We start from the raw sequence: 3,299 nt of genomic DNA, 5'->3' as shown, positions 1-3,299 counted from the left end.
GGCCGATCCAGTCGGCCCGGGCCAGGTTCACCCCGAACAGGCCGTCCGGGTCGGTCCAGAACTCGCGTACGGTGAAGCCGGCCGCCGCCAGCTCCCGGGCGATCCCCTCCGGCCGGAACTTCGCCGACACCTCCGTGCGCAGCTCCTCGCCCGCGGCGAAGTCCACCGCCAGGTCCAGCACCCGAACCCGCATCGCCCGATCGGCCCGCAGCCGCATCTCGATCCACTCCCGGTCCGGATCCCAGCGCGCCACGTGGGTGAACGACTCCGCGTCGAAGTCCGCGCCCAGCTCCCGGTTGACCACCCGCAGCACGTTGCGGTTGAACTCCGCGGTGACCCCGGCCGCGTCGTCGTACGCCGGCACGATCACCGCCGGGTCCTTGACCAGGTCGGTGCCGATGAGCAGCCAGTCGCCCGCCTCCAACGTCGCGCGCATCGCGGACAGGAACGCGGCCCGCTCGGCCGGCAGCAGGTTGCCGATGGTGCCGCCGAGGAAGACCACCAACCGCCGCCCGCCGGTGGGCAGCCGGTCGAGCTGACGGGTGAAGTCGCCGACGATGCCGCGTACCCGCAGACCTGGATAGTCGGTGGCGATCTGCTCGGTGGACTGGCGCAGCGCGCTGACCGACACGTCCAGCGGCACGAAGGTGCCGAGCCCGCCCCGGCGGGTGAAGGCGTCCAACAGCAGCCGGGTCTTCTCCGAGGAACCGGAGCCCAGCTCGATCAACGTCTTCGCGCCGGTCAGCTCGGCGATGTCGGCGGCCCGCTCGGCCAGCACGGCCCGCTCCGCGCGGGTCGGGTAGTACTCGGGCAGCCGGGTGATCTCCTCGAACAGCTCGCTGCCCCGGGCGTCGTAGAACCACTTCGGTGGCAGCCACTTCTCCTCGGCGCTCAGCCCGACCCGTACGTCCTCCCGCAGGCTGCGCCCCAGGTCCTGTTCCTCGAGGTAGATCTCCAACGGCTCCGCGCCCATGAGGTGTCCCTTCTCCTTCGCGAACGTCCCTGTCTGCACCTGCGAACTGCTGCGGCGTCACGCTCCCGCCAGGGCGCGCACGCGCACCGAGGTCGAGGTCGCCACCACCAGGTGCCGGTCCGGCAACGACCGCCAGCCCGGGTCGTCGTCGTGCGGCTCGGAGGCCAGCAGCACCGACTCCGGCGTCGCGAGGACGGACATCGCGTGCCCGGCCACGGTGGCCACCATCGTCCGGCCGTCGGTGAGCAGCAGGTTCAGCCGCGACCCGGGCGCTGCCTCCGACACCAGCCCAACCGTCTCCGCGACCGCCTCCGCCGGGTCGGCGCCGGCCCGCAACCGGTGCCGCACCAACGCCCAGAGCAGGGCGGAGTCGGTCGGGGCGTCGAGGGTGAGCAGGTCGCGGACGGGAAGGGTGTCGGCGAGCGGCACCAGCGCGTCGGGCCAGCCCCGCACGACCCCGTTGTGGCTGAACAGCCACCGCCCCTCGGTGAACGGCGCGGCGGCGGACTCCTGCACCGGCATGCCGACGGTGCCGGAGCGGACGGCGGCCAGCACCGCGCCGGCGAGGGTCACCCCGGCCAGCGCCGGCAGCGTCACGTCGCTCCAGATGGGCTGGGCCCGCCGGTAGCGCACCGGATCGCCCTCGCCGGGGTACCACCCGACGCCGAAGCCGTCGGCGTTGACGGTCCCGCCGCCGCGCATGTCCCGGGGTGCCCAGGACTGCCGGACCAGCGAGTCCGGCGGGTCGTACAGCAGGGCGCGCAGGCTCAGCGGAGGCCCCAGGTAGGCCAGGTGCCGACACATCAGGCGGTGCCGCCGATCACCCGTGCGCCTCCTCGGGCCGGGCGTCGCGGGCGCAGCGGAAGCCGCTGAAGATCTGCCGCCGGATCGGGTAGTCCCAGTTGCGGAACGTGCCCCGGCAGGCCGCCCGGTCGGTGCCGAACGAGCCGCCGCGCAGCACGCGGTAGTCGTCGCCGAAGAACACCTCGGAGTACTCCCGGTAGGGGAAGGCCGTGAACCCGGGGTGACCCCGGAAGGTGCTCGACGTCCACTCCCAGACGTCGCCGATCAGCTGGTGCACGCCCAGCGGCGAGGCGCCCGCCGGGTACGCGCCCACCGGCGCCGGCCACAGGTGCCGCTGCCCCAGGTTGGCGTGCTCGCCGGTCGGGTCCTCGTCGCCCCACGGGTACCGGCGGGAGCGGCCGGTGCCCGGGTCCCAGCGGGCCGCCTTCTCCCACTCCGCCTCGGTGGGCAGCCGCCGCCCCGCCCAGGCCGCGAAGGCCTCCGCCTCGTACCAGCAGACGTGCACCACCGGCTCGTCGTCGCGGACCGGTGACCACCGCCCGAACCGCCGGTACGCCCAGCCGTCGCCGTCGCGCCGCCAGTGCATCGGCGCGGTCAGTCCCGCCTCGGTGCGGTGCCGCCAGCCCGGCCCGCTCCACCAGCGCGGGTCGTCGTATCCGCCGGCGGCGATGAACTCGCGGTACCGGCCGTTGGTGACCGGCGCCGCGTCGATGAGGTACGCGGGCAGCTCGACGGTGTGCGCGGGGCGCTCGTTGTCCAGCGCCCACGGGTCGGTGGAGGTGCCCATGGTGAACCGGCCCGCCGGCACCAGCACCTCGTCGGCGACCCGTACCCGGGGCTCGGGCGGTGGGGGCGCGTCCAGGACCGCGGGCCCGGCGCGCAGCTGGTGGGTGGCGAGCATCGTCTCGTCGTGCTGCTGCTCGTGCTGCACGATCATCCCGAAGGCGAAGCCCTCGGCGATCAGCGGACGGTCGGTGAACCGGATGCCGTCCAGCAGGTCGAACACCTTGTCCCGGACCGTCGACACGTAGGCGCGCGCCTCGGCGGGAGGCAGCAGCGGCAGCGACGGGCGGTCCTTGCGGGGCTGCTTGAACGCGTCGTACAGGTCGTCGATGTCGTGGCGGACCGGCTCGCGCCCGCCGACGTCGCGCACCAGCCAGAGTTCCTCCTGGTTGCCAACGTGGGCGAGGTCCCAGACCAGCGGGGACATCAGCGGGGAGTGCTGGCGGGTCAGGTCGTCGTCGTCCACCGCCTCGGTGAGCAGGACCGTCCGGGCCCGGGTCCGCTCCAGCTCCGCCGCGATCCGGCTGCGCAGCACCTCTGGCTGCGTGTCCGGCTGTTCGGTGGTGGTCACCGGTGCCCCCTCTCCGCGGCGGCCCGTCGCCGCCGGATTCCTCGGCTCGTCTCGTCGTGGGTGCCCGGCGGCAGGTCCAGCCGGGGCAGCGCCTCCAGCGCCAGGTCGAGCAGGGCGGCGGCCGCCGCGGCCAGCGGCGGGTCGGCCAGGCCGTACCGGGCGGCGGCG

The 3,299-nt window shown here is 74.4% G+C and carries 3 protein-coding genes; all 3 read right to left on the bottom strand.

Annotation, left to right across the window (positions count from 1 at the left end; genetic code table 11):
* Window positions 1-973 (bottom strand): L-histidine N(alpha)-methyltransferase (gene egtD, locus JNW89_RS32100; RefSeq protein ID WP_238451909.1); only part of this gene is annotated, 973 nt, incomplete at its 3' end.
* A 57-nt stretch (window positions 974-1,030) separates the two neighbouring features.
* On the bottom strand, window positions 1,031-1,777 hold the full coding sequence (gene egtC / locus JNW89_RS32095; RefSeq protein WP_238451908.1) for an ergothioneine biosynthesis protein EgtC: 747 nt from the start codon (window positions 1,775-1,777) through the stop codon (window positions 1,031-1,033).
* 16 nt (window positions 1,778-1,793) lie between these two features.
* Window positions 1,794-3,131 (bottom strand): ergothioneine biosynthesis protein EgtB, encoded by a 1,338-nt coding sequence (gene egtB, locus JNW89_RS32090; RefSeq protein ID WP_238451907.1) that lies wholly within the window; start codon window positions 3,129-3,131, stop codon window positions 1,794-1,796.
* Window positions 3,132-3,299: the final 168 nt, after the last annotated feature.

It is taken from the genome of Micromonospora sp. 4G55 (assembly GCF_016803375.1).
Note: the sequence above shows the minus strand (reverse complement) of the source record. Positions and strands in the feature narration are given on the sequence as shown.

Coding starts and splice junctions, on each gene's coding strand:
- egtC (WP_238451908.1), bottom strand. CDS start 1,777: ATGTGTCGGCACCTGGCCTACCTGGGGCCTCCGCTGAGCCTGCGCGCC.